At 58.5% G+C, this 24,762-nt stretch carries 25 protein-coding genes; 12 read left to right on the plus strand and 13 right to left on the minus strand.

The window, feature by feature from the left end:
- Nucleotides 1–2: 2 nt before the first annotated feature.
- Complete coding sequence (locus tag AC07OE_RS00260; protein WP_495068560.1) at nucleotides 3–353, minus strand: hypothetical protein; 351 nt, start codon at nucleotides 351–353, stop codon at nucleotides 3–5.
- Between the two features lie 48 nt (nucleotides 354–401).
- Here AC07OE_RS00260 and AC07OE_RS00265 point away from each other — a divergent pair, with 48 nt between their 5' ends.
- From AC07OE_RS00265 to msrQ, 7 genes are all read left to right on the plus strand, one after another.
- On the plus strand, nucleotides 402–629 hold the full coding sequence (locus AC07OE_RS00265; protein ID WP_495068561.1) for a hypothetical protein: 228 nt from the start codon (nucleotides 402–404) through the stop codon (nucleotides 627–629).
- A 263-nt stretch (nucleotides 630–892) separates the two neighbouring features.
- Entirely contained in the window at nucleotides 893–1,159 is a 267-nt protein-coding gene (locus tag AC07OE_RS00270; protein ID WP_495068562.1) for a hypothetical protein, read from the plus strand.
- A gap of 36 nt (nucleotides 1,160–1,195) precedes the next feature.
- Nucleotides 1,196–1,834 (plus strand): c-type cytochrome, encoded by a 639-nt coding sequence (locus AC07OE_RS00275; RefSeq protein ID WP_495068563.1) that lies wholly within the window; start codon nucleotides 1,196–1,198, stop codon nucleotides 1,832–1,834.
- 113 nt (nucleotides 1,835–1,947) lie between these two features.
- Nucleotides 1,948–4,086, plus strand: coding sequence for a cytochrome c biogenesis protein ResB (locus AC07OE_RS00280; protein ID WP_495068564.1), 2,139 nt, complete (start codon nucleotides 1,948–1,950; stop codon nucleotides 4,084–4,086).
- Complete coding sequence (gene ccsB / locus AC07OE_RS00285) at nucleotides 4,083–5,432, plus strand: c-type cytochrome biogenesis protein CcsB (protein WP_495068565.1); 1,350 nt, start codon at nucleotides 4,083–4,085, stop codon at nucleotides 5,430–5,432. Before AC07OE_RS00280 ends, ccsB begins: the two co-directional genes overlap by 4 nt.
- A 44-nt stretch (nucleotides 5,433–5,476) precedes the next feature.
- On the plus strand, nucleotides 5,477–6,484 hold the full coding sequence (gene msrP / locus AC07OE_RS00290) for a protein-methionine-sulfoxide reductase catalytic subunit MsrP (RefSeq protein WP_495068566.1): 1,008 nt from the start codon (nucleotides 5,477–5,479) through the stop codon (nucleotides 6,482–6,484).
- Between the two features lie 12 nt (nucleotides 6,485–6,496).
- The gene (gene msrQ, locus AC07OE_RS00295) at nucleotides 6,497–7,102 is read left to right on the plus strand and encodes a protein-methionine-sulfoxide reductase heme-binding subunit MsrQ (protein WP_495068567.1); all 606 of its coding nucleotides are present in this window, start codon (nucleotides 6,497–6,499) and stop codon (nucleotides 7,100–7,102) included.
- A 43-nt stretch (nucleotides 7,103–7,145) separates the two neighbouring features.
- Here the strand turns inward: msrQ and lysA are convergent, their stop codons facing one another.
- Genes lysA through AC07OE_RS00310 form a run of 3 tightly spaced genes read right to left on the minus strand, consistent with a single transcriptional unit; the run spans nucleotide 7,146 to nucleotide 9,233 of the window.
- Nucleotides 7,146–8,429 (minus strand): diaminopimelate decarboxylase, encoded by a 1,284-nt coding sequence (gene lysA, locus AC07OE_RS00300; RefSeq protein ID WP_495068568.1) that lies wholly within the window; start codon nucleotides 8,427–8,429, stop codon nucleotides 7,146–7,148.
- Nucleotides 8,426–8,614 carry an LPS translocon maturation chaperone LptM gene (gene lptM / locus AC07OE_RS00305; protein ID WP_495068569.1) on the minus strand — a complete coding sequence of 63 codons (189 nt, stop codon included), beginning with the start codon at nucleotides 8,612–8,614 and terminating at the stop codon, nucleotides 8,426–8,428. Before lptM ends, lysA begins: the two co-directional genes overlap by 4 nt.
- A gap of 13 nt (nucleotides 8,615–8,627) precedes the next feature.
- Nucleotides 8,628–9,233, minus strand: coding sequence for a recombinase family protein (locus tag AC07OE_RS00310; protein WP_495068570.1), 606 nt, complete (start codon nucleotides 9,231–9,233; stop codon nucleotides 8,628–8,630).
- Between the two features lie 509 nt (nucleotides 9,234–9,742).
- On the opposite strand from AC07OE_RS00310, the gene AC07OE_RS00315 reads away from it, so the two are divergent.
- The 3 genes from AC07OE_RS00315 (at nucleotide 9,743) to AC07OE_RS00325 (ending at nucleotide 15,421) form a co-directional block, all read left to right on the plus strand.
- Nucleotides 9,743–10,132 (plus strand): H-NS family nucleoid-associated regulatory protein, encoded by a 390-nt coding sequence (locus AC07OE_RS00315; protein ID WP_495068571.1) that lies wholly within the window; start codon nucleotides 9,743–9,745, stop codon nucleotides 10,130–10,132.
- Nucleotides 10,133–10,446: 314 nt separating this feature from the next.
- The gene (locus AC07OE_RS00320; protein WP_495068572.1) at nucleotides 10,447–15,171 is read left to right on the plus strand and encodes an RHS repeat-associated core domain-containing protein; all 4,725 of its coding nucleotides are present in this window, start codon (nucleotides 10,447–10,449) and stop codon (nucleotides 15,169–15,171) included.
- A 10-nt stretch (nucleotides 15,172–15,181) separates the two neighbouring features.
- Nucleotides 15,182–15,421: a hypothetical protein gene (locus AC07OE_RS00325; RefSeq protein WP_495068573.1), complete on the plus strand. Its 240-nt coding sequence runs from the start codon at nucleotides 15,182–15,184 to the stop codon at nucleotides 15,419–15,421.
- A 320-nt stretch (nucleotides 15,422–15,741) separates the two neighbouring features.
- Here the strand turns inward: AC07OE_RS00325 and AC07OE_RS00330 are convergent, their stop codons facing one another.
- From AC07OE_RS00330 to AC07OE_RS00365, 8 genes are all read right to left on the minus strand, one after another.
- Nucleotides 15,742–16,917 carry a zonular occludens toxin domain-containing protein gene (locus AC07OE_RS00330; protein ID WP_495068574.1) on the minus strand — a complete coding sequence of 392 codons (1,176 nt, stop codon included), beginning with the start codon at nucleotides 16,915–16,917 and terminating at the stop codon, nucleotides 15,742–15,744.
- Nucleotides 16,914–17,249, minus strand: a complete 336-nt coding sequence (locus AC07OE_RS00335; protein ID WP_495068575.1) for a DUF2523 family protein — start codon at nucleotides 17,247–17,249, stop codon at nucleotides 16,914–16,916. Before AC07OE_RS00335 ends, AC07OE_RS00330 begins: the two co-directional genes overlap by 4 nt.
- Nucleotides 17,250–17,253: 4 nt before the next feature.
- A complete protein-coding gene (locus AC07OE_RS00340) occupies nucleotides 17,254–18,558 on the minus strand; it encodes a hypothetical protein (RefSeq protein ID WP_495068576.1) in 1,305 nt (434 codons plus the stop codon).
- A 142-nt stretch (nucleotides 18,559–18,700) separates the two neighbouring features.
- Nucleotides 18,701–18,934: a hypothetical protein gene (locus AC07OE_RS00345; RefSeq protein ID WP_495068577.1), complete on the minus strand. Its 234-nt coding sequence runs from the start codon at nucleotides 18,932–18,934 to the stop codon at nucleotides 18,701–18,703.
- A gap of 230 nt (nucleotides 18,935–19,164) precedes the next feature.
- Nucleotides 19,165–19,431, minus strand: a complete 267-nt coding sequence (locus AC07OE_RS00350) for a hypothetical protein (protein ID WP_495068578.1) — start codon at nucleotides 19,429–19,431, stop codon at nucleotides 19,165–19,167.
- Nucleotides 19,428–19,649, minus strand: a complete 222-nt coding sequence (locus AC07OE_RS00355; RefSeq protein WP_495068579.1) for a hypothetical protein — start codon at nucleotides 19,647–19,649, stop codon at nucleotides 19,428–19,430. The genes AC07OE_RS00350 and AC07OE_RS00355 overlap by 4 nt, the downstream gene beginning before the upstream one ends.
- Before the next feature lie 2 nt (nucleotides 19,650–19,651).
- Nucleotides 19,652–19,993: a hypothetical protein gene (locus tag AC07OE_RS00360; protein ID WP_495068580.1), complete on the minus strand. Its 342-nt coding sequence runs from the start codon at nucleotides 19,991–19,993 to the stop codon at nucleotides 19,652–19,654.
- A gap of 24 nt (nucleotides 19,994–20,017) precedes the next feature.
- Nucleotides 20,018–21,316 (minus strand): replication initiation factor domain-containing protein, encoded by a 1,299-nt coding sequence (locus AC07OE_RS00365; RefSeq protein WP_495068581.1) that lies wholly within the window; start codon nucleotides 21,314–21,316, stop codon nucleotides 20,018–20,020.
- A 515-nt stretch (nucleotides 21,317–21,831) separates the two neighbouring features.
- Between AC07OE_RS00365 and AC07OE_RS00370 the strand changes: the two genes are divergently transcribed.
- Both AC07OE_RS00370 and cyaY read left to right on the plus strand, forming a co-directional pair.
- Nucleotides 21,832–22,095, plus strand: coding sequence for a hypothetical protein (locus AC07OE_RS00370; RefSeq protein WP_495068582.1), 264 nt, complete (start codon nucleotides 21,832–21,834; stop codon nucleotides 22,093–22,095).
- Complete coding sequence (gene cyaY, locus AC07OE_RS00375; protein WP_495068583.1) at nucleotides 22,095–22,424, plus strand: iron donor protein CyaY; 330 nt, start codon at nucleotides 22,095–22,097, stop codon at nucleotides 22,422–22,424. Before AC07OE_RS00370 ends, cyaY begins: the two co-directional genes overlap by 1 nt.
- Here the strand turns inward: cyaY and AC07OE_RS00380 are convergent, their stop codons facing one another.
- Nucleotides 22,425–24,746 (minus strand): penicillin-binding protein 1A, encoded by a 2,322-nt coding sequence (locus AC07OE_RS00380; RefSeq protein ID WP_495068584.1) that lies wholly within the window; start codon nucleotides 24,744–24,746, stop codon nucleotides 22,425–22,427.
- Nucleotides 24,747–24,762: the final 16 nt, after the last annotated feature.

Here is a 24,762-nt window from a genome sequence, read left to right on the forward strand (position 1 = left end):
TCTCACCCCTTTTTGCCTGTTTTGCAGGCACCTGCGGGGGCCGCTGCGCAGCCCGCCGCAGTTCCCTGCAAAACAGGCTTGCAGATGCAGTCTGACCCGCCGCACTCCCAGACACGTGCAACCGGAACGGTAAAACGGTACTTTTCCGGGGCAAAAGTCTCAACGGTCCAGCAGTCAGGGCCGTCTGGCACTGTATAGGCTTCCAGTATTTGGCCGCAGTAAAGGAGGGGACCCTTGCGGATCTGTACGTGCTTGCGCTCCACCATACGGCCTTCGCGGGCCGCAGCAATGCCACGCTGCCAGTGATCGGCGTGGGTGTAAGGCTCGGATTTGGTGCGGAGGGCCTGGTTCATGCTCGGCCCTCCGATACCATCGCGTGATAAACAACAGGAGGAACAAGCGTGGACTGGACTCTCAGCGAATGGTTTTGGCGTTCCACCATCTTTGCGATAGCAGTTGGTACGCTTTCGTCGATGATTGGGCTTTGGGTCACATACCTGGTGATCAAGGCAGCGATACGAGACGGGATCAAAGAGTCCGGGCTTGTGGAAACCTGGGCTAGAACGGTGGAAAGAGAGCGAAAGGTTCCGCACGACGGCGGATTGCCTGACTTTCGTGCGGATCGCTGAGGGGTGCTCCCCTCGGACACTTCCGCCCATCCGTGGCCAGTCGCCAAACTTTCCAGCGGCAGGCTTTCAGCAGAACGAGGGGAGCGTAAGTTGTGCGTGCACTCCGTGGCCGGAGTGGCAGTTTTCGTTTGGACCATGGCGACTGGTGTTCCCTAATTTGTGACGACTCGTCACGGAATGCATTAAGCCGATTTCATGATGAGTCGTCAAGAAATATTTTGATGAGTCGTCATAAACTGACAACACGTCACTACGGAGCTGTCATGTCAAACACCATGGAACTTCTCAACAGAGCACTTGCCTTCAAACGCGCAGCACGGTGGTGCGAAGAAATGCACCTTGACCCAAGTGCAATTGCGCAAGCACGCAAACGGGGAAAACTGAGTCCCACGATCGCGGCGCATATGGCAATTGAACTGGGAGAAGACGGAATGCGGTGGGCAGCAATCGCTGGCATCGAAGCCGATAACAACAGCGCAGAGCTAAAGACACGATTGCTAGCTCAATTTGAAACGAGCGCCGCACTGTAGAATGGCGCTGTTTTGCTCACCAGACACAACATCCCTATGAAGTTGATTGCCCAAATGTTTTTCGCGGCCGCCGTTGCCGTCATTTCCGTTTCTTCCTTCGCGGAAGAAGCCAAGCACGAGGTCGCCAAAGTGGTGAAACCCGACTTGGCAAAGGGCGAGGCAAGCTTTGGCGCGGTATGCGCGGCTTGCCACGGTGCCGATGGCAACTCTGGGACGCCCGCTTACCCCAAGCTGGCGCAACAACACCCTGAGTACCTGATCAAGCAATTGCAAGAGTTCAAGTCCGACAAGCGCAACAACGCGGTCATGAAGGGCTTTGCCTCCGCGCTGAGCGACGATGACATGAAAAACATCGCCTACTGGGTGACCTCCAAGAAGGCCAAGCAGGGCTTTGCCAAAGACAAGGAACTGGTGTCCCTGGGTGAACGCATTTACCGCGGTGGCATTGCTGACCGCCAGGTGCCTGCCTGTGCGGGCTGCCATAGCCCCAACGGCGCTGGCATTCCTTCCCAATATCCCCGCCTGAGCGGTCAGCATGCGGATTACGCGGTAGCCCAACTGACGGCGTTCCGTGACGGCGTGCGTAAGAACAGCCTGCAAATGACCCAAGTGGCGGCCAAGATGAATGACCGCGAAATCAAGGCCGTTGCCGACTACGTGGCCGGCTTGCGCTAATCCGGGGAAGAGTTCACCGGTTCTGCGGAACCAAAGCGCGTGAATTCACCCTAACTGGGCGGGACCATCCACCGATGGCCTGCCTTTTTTTTTGAGTTATTGCTCCCGACTCTATGACTGTCTCCACCGAAGGTTTTGAATTGCAATCTGGCTCGCGCACCTGGCGTGCCACGGTGGAGTTACTTTCGTCCATGCGGTTTGCCATTTCTCTGTTTGCCCTGATTTGCATTGCCGCCATCATTGGTACCGTGCTCAAGCAGCACGAGCCCTTGAACAACTATGTGAACCAGTTCGGTCCTTTTTGGACCGAAGTTTTTGGTGCGGTGAGCCTCTACAACGTCTACAGCGCGTGGTGGTTTTTGCTGATTCTGGGATTTTTGGTGCTGAGCACGTCGTTGTGCGTGATGCGCAATACGCCCAAGATCATCAGCGACCTGAAGTCCTACAAGGAAAACATCCGCGAGCAGAGCCTCAAGGCGTTTGGACACCGTGCTCAGGCCACATTGCAGGAAGCGGCTGAGTCGGCGGCCCAGCGAATGGGGCAGCTGCTGGTCAGCGGCGGCTGGCGCGTAAAGCTGCAACGGCGCGACACACCCAGTGGCCCAGGTTGGATGCTGGCGGCCAAAGCGGGCGTGGTGAACAAGGTCGGCTATATCGCCGCCCACAGTGCCATTGTGTTGATTTGTCTGGGTGGCTTGCTGGATGGGGATTTGATTGTTCGCGCCCAAATGCTGCTGGGGGGCAAGACACCGTATACGGGTGGCGGCATGATTGCCGATGTTGCACCCGAGCATCGGCTCAGCGAACGCAACCCTACATTCCGAGCCAATTTGCTGGTAGCAGAAGGTACACAGTCCAGCACAGCCATCGTCAACCAGTCGGATGGCATCTTGTTGCAGGAGCTTCCGTTTGCGGTGGAGCTCAAGAAGTTCATCGTGGAGTACTACTCCACGGGCATGCCCAAACTGTTTGCCAGTGACATCGTGATCCACGACAAGGAGACCGGAGAAACAGTCCCCGCGCGCGTCGAGGTGAACCATCCTGCGAGCTACCGGGGTGTGGAGATTTACCAATCCAGTTTTGACGATGGTGGTTCGAGTCTGCGCTTGCATGCGGTGTCCCTGACTGGCCAGGTGCAGCCCTTTGAGCTGGAGGGCACCGTGGGTGGCGCCTCGCAACTTGCCAAGGGCGCTGGCGCAGATGCCATGACGGTGGAATACACCGGGCTGCGCGTCATCAACGTGGAGAATTTCGCGGGTGATCCTGCGTCTTCGGGTACGGATGTGCGCGGCGTAGATTTGCGGTCGGCCATGGATGCCCAACTGGGCGCGGCCAATAAGACCAAAGACAAGAAGAACCTGCGCAACGTGGGCCCCAGTGTGAGCTACAAGCTGCGCGATGCGGCCGGCCAGGCGCGCGAGTTCAACAACTACATGCTGCCGGTAGACATGGGGGATGGTGTCCCGCTGTTTTTGCTGGGCATGCGCGAAAGCCCGGCCGAACCGTTTCGCTACCTGCGCATCCCTGCCGATGAGAAGGGCACGCCCGATGAGTTCATGCGTCTGAGCAATGCCCTGTCAGATGCTGCACTGCGTGAGAAGGCGGTGAAACGCTATGCCGCCAAAGCCGTGGATGCCAAGCGCCCTGAGTTGGCGCAACAATTGACGGCATCTGCTGCACGGGCCTTGGCCTTGTTTGCCGGCGTGGAGAGCCGCAACCCTGCCAAACCCGTGGCGGGCTTGCAGGCCATTGCAGATTTCATTGAGGCCAATGTTCCCGAAGCCGAGCGAAACAAGGCCGGCGAGGTATTGGTGCGTATCCTGAATGGGACGCTGTTTGAACTGGAGCAGGTGGCACGGGAAAAAGCCGGCCTGCCTGCTTTCGAGCCGGATGCGCGCGGCCAGGCTTTCATGACGCAGGCCGTGCTGGCGCTCAGTGACGTACCGCTGTACCCTGCACCGGTGGCGCTTTTGCTGTCGGATTTCACGCAGGTACAGGCCAGTGTGTTCCAGGTGGCGCGAGCCCCCGGCAAGACCGTGGTCTATTTGGGCTGTGCCTTGCTGATCCTGGGGGTTTTTGCCATGCTCTATGTGCGGGAGCGGCGGCTGTGGGTGTGGTTGGCGCCGGATGCCCAGTCGCCTGAACACATTCAGGCGACCATGGCACTGTCCACCAACCGCAAGACGATGGATGGGGACCGGGAGTTCGAGCATTTGAAATCCCGTTTGTTAGGTGTGAAGGACTCTCAATGAATACGATTTCTGGTATCAGCGCGGCGGTGGCCCCGGGCGCGAGTGTGACCCTCAACGCGGGCTATTTTTCCCAGCGGGCTTGGGGGGAATGGCTGTTCGCACTTATTGTGGTGGCCGGTGGCGTGTTTGCCATGGGCCTGTACCACGAGAGCATGGATGTGTACGAGAAAGGCATTTTGCTGGCTGCCATGCCTGCCGCCATCTGGTTGGGCTGGTTCTGGCGACCGCTTCAGGTGTTGATGCTGGCGGTGGCTGGTCTGTCGCTGCTGGGCATTGCGTCTTACCAGGGCGCACTGGAGCGGGCTGAGACAGTGTTTTGGCTCAAATACTTTCTGTCCAGCCAGTCGGCCATCCTGTGGATGAGCATGTTGTTCTTCATGGCCACGGCGTTCTACTGGATTGGCGTGTTTGCCAAGGGCCGGGCCGATGGTGTGGAGAGCGTGGCCTCGCGCCTGGTGTGGGCGGCGGTAACGCTGGCTCTGACCGGCACCATGGTGCGCTGGTACGAGAGCTACCTGCTGGGTGCCGATATTGGGCATATCCCGGTCAGCAACCTGTATGAAGTGTTCGTGCTGTTTTGTTGGCTGACGGCCACCTTTTACCTGTACTTCGAGGCCCAGTACAAAACCCGTGCCCTGGGCGCGTTTGTGATGTTGGTGGTCAGTGCGGCCGTGGGCTTTCTGCTCTGGTACACCGTGGTGCGTCAGGCCCATGAAATTCAGCCGCTGGTGCCGGCGCTCAAGAGTTGGTGGATGAAGCTGCATGTGCCGGCCAACTTCATTGGCTACGGGACCTTTGCGCTGGCAGCCATGGTGGCCTTTGCCTACCTGATCAAACAACAGGCCACCGAGACCCGCTGGTACAAGCTCGCGCCGCTGTGGCTGCTGGGGGTGGTGCTGTGCTTTGAACCCATCGTGTTCCGCAAATCGGCTGTGGGCGGCATGAGCGATTACTGGGCGGTGTACTTCGGAATTTCCGCGCTCATTGTGGCCAGCATTCTGTTTGGTCGCAAGCGCCTGGCGGCCAGGTTGCCCAGCTTTGAGGTGCTGGACGATGTGATGTACAAGTCCATCGCCGTGGGCTTTGCGTTCTTCACGATTGCCACCGTGCTGGGCGCCCTGTGGGCGGCCGAAGCCTGGGGTGGCTACTGGAGCTGGGACCCGAAAGAGACCTGGGCCCTGATCGTCTGGTTGAACTACGCCGCTTGGTTGCACATGCGGCTCATGAAGGGGCTGCGTGGCATCCCGGCTGCCTGGTGGGCGCTGGGTGGCTTGGCGGTGACCACGTTCGCCTTCATTGGTGTGAATATGTTCCTGAGCGGCTTGCACAGCTACGGAACTTTGTAAGAAAAAGCACTGTCGGACGACCAACGACCACACAAGGAGTCCCCATGCTGATCAAAACCCGGAACGACGGCTTCCAACACGCCGTCAGCAGTGACATCACCCCGCAACGGGCTTACGAAGGTCGCCGGGCGCTGCTCAAGCAGATGGCAATGGGAGTGGCCGGCGCCGGCATGGCGAGCTGGGCATCGCGCCAGGCCCTGGCCGAAAGCAGCACCTGGGGGGACCGCCCTGGCAAGCTGGCACCGCTGGCGTCCAAGCCGTCTACCGTGGCTGCTGCGCTGGCCATGGAGAAGGTGACGGCCTACAAGGACGCGACCACCTACAACAATTACTACGAGTTCGGCACCGATAAGGCTGACCCTGGCGTCAACGCCCACACGCTGAAGACTTCACCTTGGTCGGTCGAGATCGAGGGGCTGGTGAAGAAACCGGGCAAATTCGCGCTGGAAGACCTGCTCAAGCTCAGCCCCATGGAGGAGCGCATCTACCGCCTGCGCTGCGTGGAAGGCTGGTCCATGGTGATTCCGTGGGTGGGCTATTCACTGGCCGAACTGATCAAGAAGGTGGAGCCGCTGGGCAGTGCCAAGTATGTGGAGTTTGTGACGCTGGCCGACCCCAAGACCATGCCCTTTGTGGGCTCCCGCATTCTGGACTGGCCCTATACCGAAGGCCTGCGCCTGGACGAGGCGATGCACCCACTGACGCTGCTGAGCTTTGGCATGTATGGCGAAGTGTTGCCCAACCAGAGCGGTGCGCCGGTGCGTCTGGTGGTGCCGTGGAAATACGGGTTCAAGAGCGGCAAAAGCATTGTCAAAATCCGTTTCACCGAGAAGCAACCGGGCACCGCTTGGAACAAAGCCGCGGCGAACGAGTACGGCTTCTACTCCAACGTGAACCCCAATGTGGACCACCCGCGCTGGAGCCAGGCGACCGAGCGGCGCATTGGCGAGGACGGCCTGTTTGCGAAGAAGCGCAAGACCCTGATGTTCAACGGCTACGAGGCCCAGGTGGGGCAGCTGTACGCTGGTATGGACCTCAAAAAGTTCTACTAACCCGTGGCGTCCGTGAATTCTTGGTTGGCCCACCGCGCGGCCAAGCCAGTGGTGTTCGCCGTGGCCGCTTTACCTCTGATTTGGCTGGTCTATGCGGCCTTTGCCGACCGGCTTGGTGCCAACCCAGCCGAAGCGCTGGTGCGTGCGACAGGTGACTGGACCCTGCGCGCGCTGTGTGTGGTGCTGGCCGTGACGCCGCTGCGCACCATCGCCAGCTGGCCCTCGCTGGCCCGGCTGCGGCGCATGCTGGGGCTGTGGACCTTTGCCTACGCGGTGTTGCACATGCTGTCGTACAGCTGGTTTGACATGGGGCTGGATGTGGCTGATATTGCGGCGGACATTGCCAAGCGACCTTTTATCCTGGTGGGGTTCACGGCTTTGCTGCTGCTGGCAGCGTTGGCTGCCACCTCATTCAACCGCGTGATCAAGGCCATGGGCGCCAAGCGCTGGCAGGTCCTGCACCGGGCGGTGTATGCCGTGGCGGGGCTGGCCATTCTGCATTTCTTCTGGATGCGTGCCGGAAAGCACAACTTTGCCGAGGTGGCGATCTATGCCGCCATTCTGGGGTCTCTGTTGGGCTGGCGCGTGCTGCGGTTCATGAAGAAAAAACGGGCTTAGCCCCCGTCAATACTGCGCTGATAGCTACTAAATCAGTAGCAAGTTACAGCGGGTTCTCGCCGCGCAGCTGGTCTGCCATGGTGTCGCGCGTGCGGATCACATGGCTGCGTGTGCCGTCCACCAGAATCTCGGCGGCCTTGGGGCGCGAGTTGTAGTTGCTGGACATGCTCATGCAGTAGGCACCAGCCGACAGCACGGCCAGCTGGTCACCGGCTTGCACGTTCAGCGTCCGGTCGTGACCAATCCAGTCGCCGCTCTCGCACACCGGGCCCACCACGTCGAACACGTCGCCTCCCGGCGCAGCCAGCTTGCTGGCGTCCAGTGGCACGATGGTGTGGAAGGCCTGGTACATGGCGGGGCGGGGCAGGTCGTTCATGGCGGCATCCACGATGCAGAAGTTCTTTTGCTCGCCGGGCTTCATGTAGAGCACCTCGGTCACGCACAGGCCCGCATTGCCCACGAGTGAGCGGCCGGGCTCGATCATCAGTTGGCGCTGGCCAAAGCCGCGTGCATCCAGCTTGGCCAGCAGCTTGGCCCACAGGGCATCGGCGGCGGGCGGGGTGTCGCCGTTGTAGTTGATACCCAGGCCGCCACCAAAGTCGATGTGATGGATGGGAATGCCTGCGGCCTCGATGGATTCCACCAGGTCCAGCATGCGATCCATGGCGTCCAGGTAGGGCGTCTCTTCGGTGATCTGGGAACCGATGTGGCAGTCAATGCCCACGATCTGCAGGCCGGGCAGGGCGGCTGCGCGCTGGTAGGTGGCCAGCGTGCGCTCATGCGCGATGCCAAACTTGTTGCCCTTGAGCCCGGTGGAGATGTAGGGATGCGTCTTGGGGTCGACGTTGGGGTTCACGCGGATGCTGATGCGTGCCTGGGTACCTACGCTCACAGCCACTTCGTTGAGCACGTCGATCTCGGCTTCACTTTCCACGTTGAAGCAGCCAATGCCCACGCGCAGGGCCTCGCGCATTTCTGCACGGGTCTTGCCTACGCCCGAGAAGATGATCTTGCTGGCATCGCCACCGGCGACCAGCACGCGGGCCAGTTCGCCTCCGGACACGATGTCAAACCCGCAACCCGCCTTGGCGAAGAGTTGCAGCACGGCCAATGTCGAGTTGGCCTTCATGGCGTAGCAGATCTGCGCATTGCGACCGGCGAAGCCCTTTTGGTAGGCGGCCAACGCGGCCAGCATGGAGGCCTTGGAGTACACGAACAAGGGCGTTCCGTGTTCCTGCGCCAGCGGCGCCACCGCACAGCCCTCCACCTGGAGCTGACCGTTGGCGTAATGAATGTGCGGGTGTCCGGGAAGCGAGGGCAGGCTCATGGTGTGGCGTTTGTGGTTGTACTGGTGGCCGCTGGCGCGGAGGCCGGAGCCGAGGTGGCCTTGGTGCTGCGCGCGGCTTGGGAGGAGGGTAAATACAGTGAGCCCGTCTGCCCGCATGCAGCCACAGTGAGCACACTGGCGGCAAGGGCAAGGCGACTGACTAGAATTTGCGTTGCTTTCAACATGGTGAAATTGTACTTAGCGACACTCGATAGGTTGACCGCGCACCCTCGAAAGATAGGCGCTGCGAGGATTGCAAACACGAAGCACAGCGCCACGCGCCACGCCGTAACCAACGTCAAAAAATTGCGCAAGCTCCGGTATTGTGTACTCGCCAGATAAATACATTGTCACGAGCTCCCGCTCGGACTCTGTATCTATCTGCCGTGGTGCGCCCCATTTCTTTCCGCGAGCACGTGCCGCAGCCTGTCCAGCCATAACGCGCTCACGAATTATTGAGCGCTCAAGCTCAGCGACAGCACCAAGAATTTGAACGGTGAAAACACCAATCGGACTGGATGTATCGATGGGTTCGGTAAGTGATCGAATCGCAGCTCCAGCCCGTTTTAGCTTGGCCAAAATTGAAAGAAGATCGCCAAGACTTCTTGCAATTCGATCGATTTTCCAAACGACTAAAACATCACCGGCACCGAGAGTTTCAATAGCCTCTCGAAGACGTGGACGTGGGCCAACCCCCGAGCAATTTTCTTGAAAAATTCTTGTGATTCCAGCCGCTTTTAAAGCATCAATTTGAAGGTTCGTTTCTTGTTCAGACGTAGAAACACGCGCATAACCGTAGTTCAATTTTTCCCCTAAATTCACCTAGGCCGCTATCAATATTGTAGCGCTTGCTATTGTTTTTGTAGCAATAATTTTAGCGATAGGTGAAGTGTTCTTACGAGCAATAGGGGCATTGAATACAGGGCGTTTCCCTTCGGGACCAGGCTCTATTGCTTTGCAACCATGCCCAAGGTCATGGCCCATCCGGGTAACGATCCCTAACGCATCTCGCTCCACCGTTTTCTCTTTGCCCTGTAGCACCGTCCATTCCTGAGTGACGGCTATTCCTCCAGAAGTCTGCCCCGGCGTCGTCGGGCCTGCCTGGGGTATTCATAAAGCTATCAGGAGGCGCTTCGCGCTAGTCGCTTTACAAACCTTCCCCATTCATTCCCGCCGCCTCCGGTGCCGCCATCTTGCGGGCCATCACTCAGGAAAGTACGGAGCACGTATCAGCCAAGAAAACGGCAGATCGAGGAACCAGTGAATACCGGGCCAGCCTAGGAAACCCGGTGCACTTTTAAAGGCAGAACACCATGATTGCAGCGAACTACTTGAAGCATCCCGACGCATTGCGGTTTCAGCGTGAGCTGTTCCACAACGGCTACAAGAACTCGCCCCGGATCATGCGTTTGATGGAGTGCGTGTTTAAGTTCGCGCCGGATGTGCCTGGGTGGGTGAAGGAGGCGGCGCGCAAGGCGCGCCAATTGGTGAAGCACTGGAAGGCTGGCCAGATCAAAATCAACTTCACCAGCAGCGACAAGGGCCACGTGGTGAAGGCCGGGTATTACGTGCACCCCATGCATGGCGCGACATGGTCAGGTCGTGGACTGGCGCCCAAGTGGCTCCAGCTCCTGACGGCCAACGGGGACAGCCGAGACTGCTACCGCCTGGCGGTGGATACGTGGATACCTTGGGCGGTGTGACGACCTCTAGGAACTGTGCGGGCCCCGCGAGGCCCAAATAACATAGTCAGTTGTCAAAAAACAGGAGCAATCTGGGATTTCCGCTGACTGTCAGCCAAACACCACACCCACGCAAATTCACCCGAACGGGGGATGTCCCTAGCCAATGTGGGGCCTTATGCTCCGTGCCCAAAGCCGCAGCGGTAGCACATGCGGCTGCGCTAGTGAACTACCGGGCCTATGCATAGGCCCTTTTCTTTGGGAGCGATGGGATGGGTTTCAAGAATGTCGCGGCTGCGTCAATGTGTGGCCTGCATCCTCGCAATGGAGGCGGCATGACTCCTTTTTACCGCCTGATAGCGGCCCTGTTGCTGCTGTTCTCAATGACCGGTGCGCATGCATGGTTTCCCGCAACGCAGACCAACACCAGTAGCTGTGCGGGTTCCATTTGTTATGAATTCCAACAAGTTGTTTATACCGATACGGGCTGGGGCACGGCGACCGAGACCTGCGACAGAATTGTCGCGCAGGCCAAGTGGACAAAGCGCGACTACCCAACCTATGCCGCTACGATTTCGGGCTTTATTCAGGGCACGACTCCGCAATTGGTGTGCCATCTCGATTGGGCGTATGGCGTCTGGGGTAACTTTGGGTTGAATTACCGTCGTGCGTCACCTCTCTATTCCTGCCCGTCAAACGCCACCCTATCCGGCTCCGCCTGTATCTGCAACACGGACTCTTCAGAAAACCCAGCCCACAACGCTTGCATCAAGAATCCCCCTATCCAAGCGAAACAGACGGCGGGACAACCGGTTGAAGCCGGAGCTCAAACCTGTAAACCGATCATTCCTGCCACTGGCGAGAAGTACTACACCCATAGCGACTTCAGCGATACCACCCCGCAACCTCTGAGCCTAGAGCGCACCTACCGCAGCAGCTGGTCGGTATCGGGAGCTGCAGCCTTCGCAGCCAGCCCTGGTCTTGGTAAATCCTGGGCGCACAACCACAGCACCGGCCTGCAACTCGAAGGCGCCACCCAAGCCAACCCACAGCCCCAGGTGGCCCGTGTTCTCTTTGGTAGCGGCAGTGCCAGCGTCTTTGCCTGGAACAGCACCACAACAGCTTGGCAACCCAGCAATAGCGCCAACGCCGACAGCCTGACCCCCACCGCAACGCCGGTGGCAGGCTACCTGCTCAAGCAGGCCGACGATGACAGCCGCTGGCAATTCAACGCTGTAGGCAAACTCCTCACCAAGACCGAACGCAACGGATGGGTCACCACCTACAGCTACATCGCCTCGGGCAACGGTGTTGGCCAACTCGCCAGCGTCACCAACGCCTTTGGCCGCAGCATCAGCTTTGCCTACAACGCTGCTGGTCAATTGGTCAGCGCCACCATGCCGGATGGCCAAGTGGTCAGCTACGCCTACGACAGCAGTGCACGTCTGATCACCGTGGGCTACCCCGGCAGTGTCTCTAAAACTTACCTCTATGAAGACAGCCGCTGGCCGCAAAGCGTGACCGGCATCATGGACGAACGCGGCATTCGCTTGGCCACCGTCGTTTACGACGCGCAGGGCAGGGCCATTGAGAGCGGTTACGCCGGAGGTGCGGACTACTACAAGGTCACCTATCCAGCCACTACTGCATGGACCTCTGCCCAAGTCACTGACCCACTGGGCACCACCCGTAACTACAACTACGGCACCACGCTGGGCAAACTCACTGTTACCAGTGCCGACAAACCCAGCGGAAGTGGTGGCAGTGACGCCGCCAGCCGTGTGCAAAACGCCAGTGGCTTGGTCGACAGCGAAACCGACTTCACCGGTGTGCAAACCATGTACACCTGGGACGTCAACCGCCGCCTGCCCCTCAGCACTACCCAGGCCTCAGGCCGCCCCGAAGCGGTCACTACCAGCACCCAATGGCACGCCACACTGCGTCTGCCCGTGTTGGTAACCGCGCCTGGACGCACCATTGCCACCACTTACGACGGCGTGGGCAACCCCTTGAGCGAAACCACCACGGACACCACCGGTGGCCCCAGCAATGGCCAAACTCGCACCTGGGCCTGGACCTACACCGCCAACAACCTGGTCGCCACGCAGACTGACCCCCTGGGCAAGGTCTGGAGCTTTGCCTACAACCCCCAAGGCCAGCGCACCAGTGCCACCAATCCCCTGGGCCAAGTTACCAGCTACACCTATGACACGGCAGGCCGCCTGGCCACCCAAACCGAACCCGGTGGCTTGGTCACCAGCTACGCCTACGACCTGCGCGGGCGCCTCACCCAGGTCAGCGCCGGTGGAGAAGCCACCAGCTACACCTACACCGCAGCCGGCCAAATCGCCAGCGTCACTCTGCCTAGTGGGTATGCCGTCAGTTACGAATACGACGCCGCCCAGCGCCTGACCGCTGCCACTGACGACCGCGGCAACCGCACCAGCTACACCCTGGACGGCATGGGTAACCGCACGCTGGAGCAGCTCAAAGATTCAGGCGGCACCATTGCCTGGGCCACCAGCCGCACCATCAATAGCCTGAACCGCGTGAGTGCTGTTGCCAACGGCCAAGGTCAGAGCACCCAGTTTGGCTTTGATGCCAACGGCCAGGCCACCAGCCAGACCGACCCGCTGAGCCACACCACCAGCCAGACCTTGGACGGATTGCGTCGCCCCAAGACCACCACATTGCCTGACAACGCCACAGCCCAAACGGCATGGACCGCCTTGGGTGAGCTGGCCAGCGCGCAAGACCCCAAAGGCATTACCACCAGCTATGTGCGCAACGCTTGGGGTGAAGTGCTGTCGGAAACCAGCCCGGACAGCGGAACCCAAAGCTACACCCGCGACGCTGCAGGCAACGTGTCCAGCAAGACCGACGCCAAAGGCCAAACCACCGCCATCGCCCGCGACGACCTGGGCCGTCCCACCACCATCACTCTGGCGGACAGCAAAACCCAAACGCTGGCCTACACCGCGGCGGGCAACCTGAGCCAGATCACCGACCCCAGCGGCAGCACCAGCTACACCTACGACGTGCTCAGCCGGGTACTGAGCAAGACCCAGACCGTCAACGACAACTCGGCCAACCCCAGCAGCACCACCACCGCCTACGCCTACCACCCCGGAGGCACCCTGGCCCAGATCACCTACCCCAGTGGCCTCAAAGTGTTCTACCGCCTGGGCACGGGCAGCAATGTGGGGCGCATCGTGCAGGTGGACGTGCAGCAGCCCGGCACCAATACCCCAGTGCAGGCGTTTGTGAGCAGCCTGGCCTACACCGCGCTGAATCAGCCCAAGAGCTGGACCTGGTCGAATACCGACAGCGCCAGCCGCAGTTTTGACACCTCCGGCCGCATGACCAGCAACGAGTTTGCGACCTATACCTATGACGCAGCCAGCCGCATCACTGGTATCACGCAGCTCCTGAACGCCGTAGAAGGCACCAAAGCCTCCAGAGAGCCCTTCACCTGGACGGCAGCTTACGACGCCCGCGACCGCCTCACCAGCTTCACCCGCACCGGTGCCTCCAGCCAATACAGCTACGACGTCAACAGCAACCGCCTGAGCAGTACTGACGTCATCACCAGCAGCACCGACCTGGGCGCAGACTTCGACCAGCCCGACCGACAAAAGTCCACCGCGCTGGCCCACACCATCGCCACCACCAGCAACCGCCTGCTGGGGTTCACCCAGACTCAGACCACCCAGCAAGTCAGCAACAGCACTGTGCTGGGCACCAGCAGCGCCCAGATCAGCTACAGCCTGGACGCCGCTGGCAACCTGACCGGTGACGGCCTGCGCACCTTCGGCTACGACGCAGCCAACCGCCTCTCGGAGGTCAAAGTCAGCGACCCCGACGAGGCCAGCAAGATCGTCTACCTGCACAACGCCCTGGGCCAACGCGTCTTCAAGAGCGAACCTCAGGTGGCGCAGACTGCCCCCAACCAAACGGCCTTGGGCACCGACTTCATCAGCTGGCTGCAACAGAGCTTCAGTTGGCTCTTTACCCAGTCCAGCCAAAGCAGTGCAATGCTGGGTCAAGCCTATGTCTATGGTGACGGTAGCCTGGGCAGCTACAACTTGCTGGGTGAGTACGGCAACGGCAGCAGCACCAGCCCGGGGAGCACCGAATACATCTGGCTGCCAACAGAGGCCGGAAACGCACAGCTCATGGGCCTGTACAAGAACAGCCGCCTGTACGCGGTGCACACCGATCATCTGGGCACGCCACGGCAAATCACGGATGACACCAACAAGGTGGTGTGGCAGTGGAGCTACTCGGGGTTTGGGGAGAACAAGCCCAGTGGGGTCTTGCAGGCGACCTACGACGCCAATGCATCCATCATGCAGTTCAAGGCCACTACGCCTACCATCACGGTGAACCTGCGGTTTCCGGGGCAATACTGGGATGACGAATCTAAGCTGAGCTACAACTACTTCAGAAGCTACCAGCCAAACCAAGGTCGCTATACGCAATCCGATCCCATTGGACTGGGTGGGGGATGGTCACGGTATGCCTATGTTAGTGGGAATACGCTGAGCTACTCAGATCCACAGGGTTTGTGCCCCTGGTGCGCTGCAGGGTTGGCGATTGGCGTCTGGGCCAACATTGGCTCACAGCTTTATGCGAACGGCGGCAATTGGGGCGGCTTGGATTACAAGGCCGTAGTTATGTCTGGCCTCGCAGGTGCAGCTTCAGGTGGGCTGGGAACATTAGCTGCTGGATTCCGAGTTGGTACGAGCATTGCTGTAAATACAATCGGAAGTGGCGCAATTAGCGGTGCGCAGCAAGCAGCAAGCAATGCATGGAATGGACAATGTACTTCCAATGGTGTTGTCGATAGTGCGCTGAAAGGCGCTCGGTACGGTTTTGTAGGTGCGAGTGCGGGATCGGCATACAACGCTTGGCGAGCTGCTCAAGGAGCAAACAACTTCCTCAACTCATCCAATGCGGTGACTGGACCATTCTTTCCGCACTGGAGTACCAACTGGGCCATTGGCGGAACGGTTGGCGGTAATTTAATCGGTGGAATTGTCGGCAATGCAAACCAGTAGTCAACCAACTATGTTTAAGCAGATTTGGGTCATTTTGAAACCACTTTTTGTGGGGGTGCTGATAGGTACGCTGGCCGGATTTGGGGTTGTTCTACTTGGCCGCTTGATGTCGAGCGGAGAGTCGGAAAAACAAGAGGCACTTGCGTTCATCCTGTTCACTGTGTTTGGTGCATTTATGGGTCTTGTCGATACGATAAGGTATTTTTTGGCGTGGCTGCGGTTTCGTAAGAGTCAAAGAGGTCAAGGATAAGCCGAGACTAGGATTGATGAAATTGATTTATCCAGTACTTAATTTCGGAATCCGATCTAAGTTACAACTACCTGCGCAGTTACCTGCCACGTTCCAATATAGGGGAAGCAGCAATGCCAATTTCCATCAACAAGTTATTCATTTACCTCTTTCTCTGCTTGCCGGTTTCAAGGACGCTCTTTTAGCTATTGAAACTTGAATTCTTTAGGTGCGGTGAAAACCAGTGGATTCTCTACTCATATCTATGAAAGTAGATTTCAAATGTGAGGATGCGTAAGCGTGCCTTTTTTTGCATTGGTTTTCCGAGAGTGTAGCAATCACTATTGCGGTGCTGCCTTAGTTGGACTTGCCATGGCCATAGACACGGCAGGCGCGTCGCATGACAGGGCGCGGGACTTGTCCACCCATGTCAGCACCCCGGTGCAGTCAGTGGTTCCACGGAACTTGTAACCCGCCCTGGACAACTCTTTATCCGTGATGTTGGCCACCAGCAGACCGTTTTGTGAAACCGCGAAGGTGTAGACCACCTTGTCACCCATGGTAATGCGGCCAGTCATGTGCAAAGACTTGGTTTCATAGGGTTCAGGGATTGCGGAGGGGTCTACGGCAGGCTGCAAGGCCGCAGGAGAAGGGGCACTGGCAGCGCGGGCGGGGGTGGGTGCGGCTTGGGTGATTTGCTCAACCTTGACCGTTGTAAGCGTTTTGGGCTTTTTGGTTGCCGCGTAGTAGGCAACACCGATGCAGCCAGCCAGACCTATACCCAGCACCATGCGGTTTAGCCGCTTGAATCGCAGAATCATGGGACGGACATCATCCGCGGCGGTTTCCGCGATGCTCATGCCTTGCGTGTGACTTTTGTACAGAGGGAAGTACTGCGGTTTGTAGTCGCGTATTTCGTCGTCAATCACCGCGCCCCGGTAGCCTGCGTGCACCTTGCGAATGTACTGATTTTTAAGGCCGAGAATGTCCGCTTTTCTGACCTTGATCAACATGGCCAATAGACCCGCAATGGCCTGATCCGTGTCCCTGAAATTCTGAGTGGCCAACAACACATCGCAGTTGAAATGGCGGTGCAGTTTGAACCACTCCACCACCTCGGGACGAGTACCGAGCTTGGGCATGGGGACGTGGCATTCGTCGATGACATAGAGCGGGCCTAAGCCCTTTGGGTGACGCCATGTGGTGTAGTAGTCCCACACATTCCCGAAGGTGGGCGCGCTGCCCACAATCACTTCGTCTTGCTCGACCAGTTCAAAGGCGTTGCCGTTGCCTTCTTCGTCGACGCGGTTTGCATCCCATGAACCCAGAATCTTGGAAGGCTTGCGGCGGATCTGGATCAGATCCACAAAGTCGGGATCAATGGCCCCGAACTGCTCGACATTGAGCGGCAGGTTTGTGATGACCAAGCGCCCACGCTTGAGCGCGGAAAGAATGTGGAAGACCACGGCCTCGTAGCTCTTGCCACTGCCGGGGATGCCTTGTAGACCGTTGATCATGAGCCCAGCCTTGTGAAGGGAATGAGCTGCAGGGTGAAGCGAATGGCAAGGGCAGCGCTGATGATGCCCAGAGCCTGGCCAAGTCCGATAGCGCCCATGACTTCCATCACGTTGGCAGGTATGGAACCATATCCCGACAGGCTTCCCGTGAGGCCGCTAACGTTGACGGCACCAACGGCGGCGACGGCCACAGACATGACCTGATCAAAGACCCATGCAGCGACGTCGCGGAATATGTCCCAGAGTGACACGAAGATGGCCACAAAGAGATTGCCGAACCACGAGAGCAAGCTGGCGATTTTTGCCAGCAGCATGCTAAAACCTGCAGCCATTTTTTTATCCTCCGAAGATGACGGCGCGGGCAAGAAAGATCGCACCAAGGATTACGCACACCTTGAGGAAATTCCAGACATCGCAGGACGGTCCGAGCGAGTAGGTTCCCCAGTGCCATGGACCGATGTTCATTGGAATGCTGTATTGCGGACAGCCACCGCCTGCGGTGATAGTGGGCGCCAGTGACTGAATCAAATTAGGCAATGGTGTTGCCATCAGCTCAGCCTTGCGCGTGGTCCAAACGCCTGTCATCCCGTTTGGATATTTGCGGGTGTACAGCGTGGGGAAATCTGGATTGATGGAATCAGAAGGCGCAGCCTCTGGCTCTGTTTGCTCTGTTGTCGTCGTATTGGTGGTGCCGTTGTTTACAACTGTGGTGTTGGTGACATTGTTGGTAACAGTGTTAGGGCCATACGTGAAGTTATACGTAGTAGATTTGGTTGTCGTGCTGGCCGGATTACCGTTTTGCGCGGGTGTAGTCGTGGTGCTAGAAGGGCCTGGGGCGGATGCAGGACCAGTCACTGAGTTGGGTGTGGGTAGCGGGACGGTTTCACCGTTCTTAATGGCGTCTGTCACTGCGCGGCCAATGGCAGATGTTGACGGCCACGAAGACTTGGCCGCAATGGCGTCTTGTAGCTCTTGAAATGATGACGGCAGATTGACCGCGGTTTGAGGCGAAGTAGAGATTGGTGTGTACGTGTTGCGGAACGCGCCTGTAGACGGCCCGGTAACGTCGCAAGTTCCATTTGCAGATGCGACGTAGGTTACAGGTGCTGCGTTGCCTGTGGTGTTCCATGAATTGACCCATGCACGGCACGCGCTTTCCGCGGTGTATTTGACGCCTGAGTCAATCCAAAATCCATCACCGCGCCCCGTGCGTATCTGGTGCGTGTAGCAAGGGGCAACCGTACAGATGTTGGGGTCAGCTTTGGTAATGGCAGGGTTGCCATCCGGTCCCGTGAAGCAGCTGTAACCCAGTTCTTTGCATAGGTCATAAAGAGCGTATCCGACAGCCAATACGCCGCTGGCTCGGACGCCAAAACGAGCGACTGCGCCAGCAATAGCTAACGCTGATGGTGCAGAACGAATAGCGACGGTTGCGGAGCGACCACCACCCAATGCGAGGGATTGGCTAGCCTGACCGTACAGAGCGCCGTTTGCAGGATTGGCGAAAGTGATGGAAGCAGCGTTAGCAGCGCTTGCGGTGCCTCCGGCATATGTGGTGAGTGCCCCGGCCGTGGTGGATGGAAAAACGGTGACAGGTAACGCCTGGGCGTGTGCACACCGGCTAATGGCCATCAGCAGCAAGCACCCGACCCATAGAGCGATCCATATTAATCGTGTCATGTTGCGGCCCTCAAGCCCAAGACAAACGCCATGCCGCCGAGACCCCCGAGGGTGGCGATAAGGCCCCAAAAGAGAATCACGGCGGCGGCGTCTGACACGGGTGTTAGACCTTGCGAACAGCGCGCTTGGACAGGTCAATGCCCTTGAAGGACATGGCCACACCGACGACCAGCACACCAATGGCCAACACGGCTGCAGCCACGGTGGTCAGGTCGATCGCTGCGAACAGCGTGTCAATGGGGCCAGTGCCTGCAGCGTGGGCGGATACCACGGCCAGAGTGGCGGATGCCACTGCGATTTTTGCGCCGTACTTGCGAGCTTGATTGAACAGTTTCATGGTTTTTCCTTTGAAGGTTGGTTGATTGGTGGCGGAAATCGACACCCGGAAGACCTGCACGCAGGCCTGCCAGTTGCGATCTAGGCTCTTCGAATGACTCCGATGGCAGCGCCAGTGGCGTAGCCGATGGCGAACAGAGAAAGGACCGATGCAACGCCCCACGCGTACACGTAGGCGATTTCTTCTGGGGTGATGCCCAGGGATGTGAAGTAGTCCATTGGTCTGATCGACTACCTAGGCATATCCGCCGTCATCGCCTGCATTAGAGTGACCACAGTGCGGGCAGGAATACCAGCCGGTTGTTTCGTCAACGTCTTCTTCAGTGAGGTCGCCTTCGCAGGCATCACAGTGGAAAATGCCGTCCCATTCTTCTTCCATGTTGGTTCCTTGAGTGTGTAAAAAGCATCACGGAAGCCAAGGCGCAGGATCTCGACAGCCGTGATGAAAGCCTGGGCAACGTAGACCCAAGCGGGGAGGATTCGGGAGAGGGTTTTCATACGGGGTAATCGCTGGAGGTGCCCAGGCGGTCGAGGTCCACGATCTGGGGGAGGTCGTCCACATCAGTCCAGTCCTGGACCAGTTGAACGGCATGCTCTACGTCGGGCACGACACCACCGCCAGCGCGGCGCAGATCGAAAGTCCATTCAGGCTCCCCGCCGTCCTGCGAGGGAACCAAGAAGCGGCCCGAGCTTTTGGATTGAACGAGGAGCCGCATGCTTAGGCTGCTGCGCGTTGGGCTGTCGCAGACAGGGGCTTGATACCCACCAGCACGATCTTTGCGGCGTCTTTGCCCTGGGCGTCTTTACCCGCCACCACATCGAATTCGCATTCGACGGGGACACCAGACACAGGGAACGCCTTTTCCAAATGTGCCCACTTGAGGTACTCGGAGGCGTCGCCCATCTTGTAGGGCACGGTGATCGCGCCCATGGCTTTCACCGACGCATTGGAGGCAACATCAGCAGGCAGGTAAAAGGTTGTCGAGCTGAATTTGTTGCCTTCGATTTCGCCCTCAGTGGCCTTGATGCCATGCAGGGTGGACTGGCTTTTCATCTTCATTGTGGAAACTCCTAGGGCCGGGGGTTAAGCGAATGCAGCGGCGTGGCCAGCGCCGTGATTCAGTGAATTGGTAGTGCGCAGGTTTGCGAATGCAGACTGCAAATCGCTTGCACCAAAGCGACGCAAACGACCAGGCAAAGACTTTGTGCGCCAGTCGCACAACTCCAAGAATTCGGACTCGGTCAGGTACTTGAAGGCGGCGGCAATCGTTGGTGCGGCGGAAGTGATGGCCCAGCGCAGGTTTCTGGAAACCTCAGCGGCTACCGTTTGAATGGGAAGCTTCTTGTCCTGGGGGACAGGAGAGGGGACAACAGGAAACAGGGAGTCCGAGCGCTCTAGCTGCAGTTGGTGCCAATCACTGGCCCCAGCAAAGAAATCGGCGGGGCGGCGCAGGATGTCAGAGGGCAGCACGCGCAGCTTGTTGCCGTAGCGCAGCTCGACCCGGACCCATGGGTTTTTGGCATCCCGTCCAAAGAGCTGATCGCCCTTCTCGTAGACGTTGGTTTCTTTGCCGGACTTGCGGCAACCGATGTACAGAGAGCGCTCAGCGCCGTTAAACCAGTCGCCCGCTTGCTTGGTAGAGGGCCGTGCACCGCGCACATCAAAGGCACCCGCCTCGTAGTGGCCCTTGAGGTCCACGAAGTCCATACCCATGCCATCGAAGAAGTCCAAGGCCAGATCGGCGCGGGTGATCTTTGCTTCGTGTTTGTCCACGATATCGGCGAAGCGCTCAGTCCAGCCATTGGCTGCAAAGGTGCAGGCGTGGCCTTCCAGGTTGACGTGAATGGTTTGGTTTTGGCGCTCAGCGCTGGGGCTGTTCGATGCGGCCAAGAAGCCAATCCAGCCGCAGCCGTGGCCCTGGCGTTCGATGATGAAGCGGTACTTGTAGAAGTCTTTACCGGCCTTGATTTCAGGGCTGACCAGGAAGTCAGCGCCCAAGGCTTCCGCGCATTCATTAGCGAGGTCCAGCGCCTGGCTGGCCGCGTATTGGAATGCCGGGTCTTGGTGCTCAGCCTCAAAGCCTTCTAGCGTGGAACGCACCAGGCGATGAATGTCCTCTACCGCAGGGGCCGAAAACGCTGCCTTTGCAGGCTTGCGATAGTCCAAATACGGCATCAAAGATTTGAACGAACGTTTGCCGAGGACTTCATTGGCGGGGAGCACAGGACCGCGCCGGGTTATGAAATCGGGGGTGACGTTGCGCAGAAGGCAAGTGAAGCGCAGCCAATCGATATGGATAGGGGTTTTATGGGCCGTGCGCTCCGCTTCCAGGCGAAGCTTGATTTCGGAGCCGTCTAGGACCAGAGGGTTGGACTTAGACACTTGTGCGCTCTCCGGAGAAGTACCCCCCGTGATTACCATCGGGGGGTGTCGCTTGCGCTGGCGCGCCGGTTGCCTTCCCCGCAAGCGGGGCCCCTTCCGGCGCGTCAGCGAAGTGATGGGACGATTGGTAGGAATTCCAGAGGTCTAGCCCGACTGGGCAGCGTTTGCCGTACAACAGGCCGCGACCACCAGCGATGCACTGGATGCAATGCATGTGGTGGCGGTTGTAGAGAACCGATATCGGCTCGAAGGATGGGGAGAGGGTGGAACCCAGCGCCGGAGACACTGGGGAAGCGGCCAAGCCACTCAGGGCCTTTTCGCCCGTCGCTGAGTTCCGTACCTGGAGAGACGCCCCGGAACCGGGGTAGTCTGTTGTTGTGATCATGGCCGCTCTTAAAATGCCTACACGTTGTAAGCTGTAGCGAATTTTGACGATGCCTACAACATGTAGTCAATCTTTAATTTATGATGGATACACCTTGTAGGCATGAATACAACACGTAGGCAATACCAATATGCAAACAACAATGAATTTGTTAGAAGCGGCCCTTAAGCAGCACCCTGCGCCGTTCTGGACGGACAAGCTAAAACTATCCAGGAGCGCTATTCACACCGCAAAAACCCGCGGCAATCTAAGTCCGGCAATTGCAGGCGCACTCGCCGAAGAACTGGGCGAGGACTCGAAGGACTGGATGGTGATCGCAGCGCTTGAATCAGAGCGCGATTCCGCGTGCAAAGACCGCATGGTCAAGCGCTGGAACAACATTAAGAAACTGTAATGACCGACTCGGAATTCATGGACCGCGCAGAAACTTTGCTCAAGGCGGTGGAGATGTGCTGCGACCGCATCAACGACGATTCCGATGCCGATGTGGACAACCAGAGGGTCGGCGGCATGATCACGTTGACCTTCGCCAATCGCAGCCAGATCATCATCAATCTGCAAAAGCCGCTGCACGAGGTGTGGATGGCTGCCAAGTCTGGTGGCTACCACTACCGCTGGGTAGACGGGCAATGGCAGGACACCAAAGGTCAGGGCGAGTTCTTTGCGGCGTTGACCTCCAATGCCAGCGCGCAGAGCGGTTTGGCATTGGCGTTCAGTGCCTGATCAGTTCTTGAAAAGGTCCATGATCTTTTTCTTCTCGTCGGCTGCTGCCGGTGCAGCGTCTGGAGCAGCCTCCTCGGGTTTCTCCCCCAGACCCAGGCTGGAGATACCAGCGCCCTTGGCGTATTCCTCGTAAAACCATTCGTTGCCCAAGTGCACCACGCCCTCAGGTGCAACAGGCTCCATCACTGGTACGCCTTTGAGCGCTGTTTCCATGAAACTGATCCAGACCGGCAGGCTCAGCCCGCCGCCAGTCTCCCGGTCGCCCAGTTTGCGCGGCGTGTCGTAGCCAATCCAGGTGACCGCCGTGAGTGTGGGCTGGTAGCCGGCAAACCAAGCGTCCATGGAGTCATTAGTGGTACCGGTCTTTCCATAGAGATCCGGTCGCTTGAGGGTGGCTTGTGCACGGGCTGCAGTGCCTGAGCGGGTGACTTCCTGCAGCAAGCTGGACATCATGAATGCATTGCGTGCATCGATCGCACGCGCTGAGTCCTCCAATACCGGCGGGGTGGACTCCACCAATACTTTGCCGCGCTGTTCGCTCACCTTGGACACCAGCCAAGGATTGACGCGATAGCCGCCATTGGCAAACACCGAGTAGCCCGTGGCCATCTGGATGGGGGTGACATTGCCGGCCCCCAGCGCCATGGTCAGGTAGGGCGGGTGCTTTTCTGCATCAAAACCGAACTTGGTGATCCAGTCTTGCGCATATTGGGTACCAATACTTTGCAGGATGCGGATCGAAATCATGTTCTTGGATTTGGCCAAGCCGCGACGCATGGTCATGGGACCCTCAAAGGTGCCGTCGTAGTTCTTGGGTTCCCATGGTTGTCCACCGGTGACCCCTGCGTCAAAGAACAAGGGCGCATCGTTAATCACGGTGGCTGGTGTAAAGCCTTTTTCCAGCGCAGCGGAATAGATAAAGGGCTTGAAACTGGACCCCGGCTGGCGCCATGCCTGGATCACATGGTTGAACTTGTTCTTGGCAAAGTCAAAGCCACCGACCAAGGCCTTGATGGAACCATCCCGCGGGTCTATCGCGACAAAGGCGCCCTCGACTTCCGGCAACTGGGTGATTTCCCATGTGCCTTTCACGGTCTTGGCCACGCGAATGATGGCGCCGCGGCGTATCTTGATATTCGGCTGCGCTTTCTCAGACAGGCCAGACTGGGCGGGCTTCAGGCCATCGCCAGTGATTTCGACCAGCTCGGCGTTCTGCCGGATGGCCTTGATGTGTTTGGTGTCGGCTTCGAGCACTACGGCGGACATCACGTCACCGTTGTCGGGGTGTTCGTCCAGCGCCTCGTCAATGGCGTCTTCCGCTTCCTGGGCGTTGTTGGGGAGGTTGATGAACTTCTCGGGCCCACGGTAGACCTGTCTCCGTTCGAAGTCCATGATGCCCCGGCGCAGGGCTTTATAGGCCGCGACTTGCTGTTCCGTGCGTAGCGTGGTTTGCACATTCAGGCCGCGGGTGTATGTCTCTTCCCCGTATTGGGCGAACATCAGTTGGCGCACCATTTCGGCTACGTATTCCGCATGCACTTGGTTGGCGGCCGGTCCGGTCTTGATCTTCAGTTCCTGCTTTTTGGCTGCTTCGGCTTCCTGGTCGTTGATGAAGCCGTTCTCCAGCATGCGATCAATGATGTATTGCTGTCGGATTTTTGCGCGCTTGGGGTTGCTGATGGGGTTGTAAGCTGACGGCGCTTTGGGCAGTCCGGCAAGCATGGCGGCCTCGGCAATGGTGATGCCCTTCAGTGGCTTGCCAAAGTAGGTTTCGGACGCCGCCGCAAAGCCGTAGGCCCGGTTCCCCAGAAAAATCTGGTTCATATAGATTTCCAGAATCTGGTCTTTGGTCAGTGCATGCTCCAGCTTGAAGGTCAGCAGGATTTCGTAGATCTTTCGGGTAAACGTCTTTTCGGACGAGAGGTACACGTTGCGCGCCACCTGCATGGTGATGGTCGAGGCGCCCTGGCTTTTGACTCGGCCCACATTGGCCAGACCGGCTCGAACGACGCCCAAATAGTCGACGCCTCCATGCTGGTAAAAGCGGGCGTCTTCCACGGCCAAGATGGCATCGGTCATGACTTTGGGAATTTCCTTGATGGGCGTCAGGTTGCGCCGTTCCTCCCCAAACTCACCGATCAGGTCCCCGTCGGCTGAGAAGACACGCAAGGGCAGTTTGGGGCGGTAGTCGGACAAGTCGGAAATGTCCGGCAGATTGGGAAATGCCATGGAGAGAGCCAACGCAACCAAGATCAGCACCGAGGCCAGGCCCGCAAAGCCCAAGCCCACTATCCAGAGAAGAATGCGCACCGACCAGTGCATGGCCTTTCGTAGTGCT

This window comes from Rhodoferax sp. GW821-FHT09E07 (assembly GCF_059416145.1).